Here is a 770-nt window from a genome sequence, read left to right as displayed (position 1 = left end):
TCCGCGCGAGCCGTCCGGCCGCGGGAGCCGCCCGGGCAGCCCCGGCCGTCGGGGACGGCCGGGGCGGGGGTGTCAGGCGCGGCGGAGGCGGTAGGTGAGGCCGAGCTCGGCGTCGTTGAACGCCTGAAGGTCCTCGTCGGGACGCCCCTCGGTCACCGTGGTCGCGAGCACCTCGCCGGCCAGGACGCCGGTGTGCTCGCGCAGGGCCTCGGCGAGGTCGCCGCCCGGCGCGTCCCACCAGAGCTCGATGCGGTCGGTGACGTCCAGGCCGATGGCCTTGCGGGTGTCCTGGACGAGCCGGACGACCTCGCGGACGAGCCCGGCCCGGCGCAGCTCCGGCGTGACGGTCAGGTCGAGCGCGACGGTCTCGCCCTGCCCGGACTCGACCGCCCAGCCGGACTTCGGCCGCTCGGTGACGATCACGTCGTCGGCGGTCAGCTCGACCGTCCCGACGCCCTCGGCGTCCACCGAGGCGGCGCCGGACGGCCCGCGCAGCGCCGCGACGAGCGCGGCGGGGTCGGCGGAGGTGACGGCCTTGGCGACCTTCGGCGCGTCCTTCTTGAACCGCCCGCCGAGCGACCGGAAGTTCGGCTTGACCTCGTACTCGACCAGGTCGCCGCCGATGGACGCCAGGTCCTGGACGGACTGGACGTTCAGCTCGTCGGCGATCTGCGCGCGCAGCTCCTCCGGCAGCCCGGCCCAGCCGGACGCGCCCGCGAGCGCGCGGCCGAGCGGCTGCCGGGTGCGCACGCCGGACGCGACGCGCGCCG

General features: G+C 77.1%; 1 protein-coding gene. It reads right to left on the bottom strand.

The features are described 5' to 3' along the window. Positions 1-72: 72 nt before the first annotated feature. Positions 73-770 (bottom strand): DUF5915 domain-containing protein (locus tag DZF91_RS22970; protein WP_235834488.1); only part of this gene is annotated, 698 nt, incomplete at its 5' end.

It is taken from the genome of Actinomadura logoneensis (assembly GCF_003428695.1).
GTDB lineage: Bacteria > Actinomycetota > Actinomycetes > Streptosporangiales > Streptosporangiaceae > Spirillospora > Spirillospora logoneensis.
The sequence above is the reverse complement of the archived record's forward strand: the minus strand, read 5'-3'. Positions and strand labels throughout refer to the sequence as shown.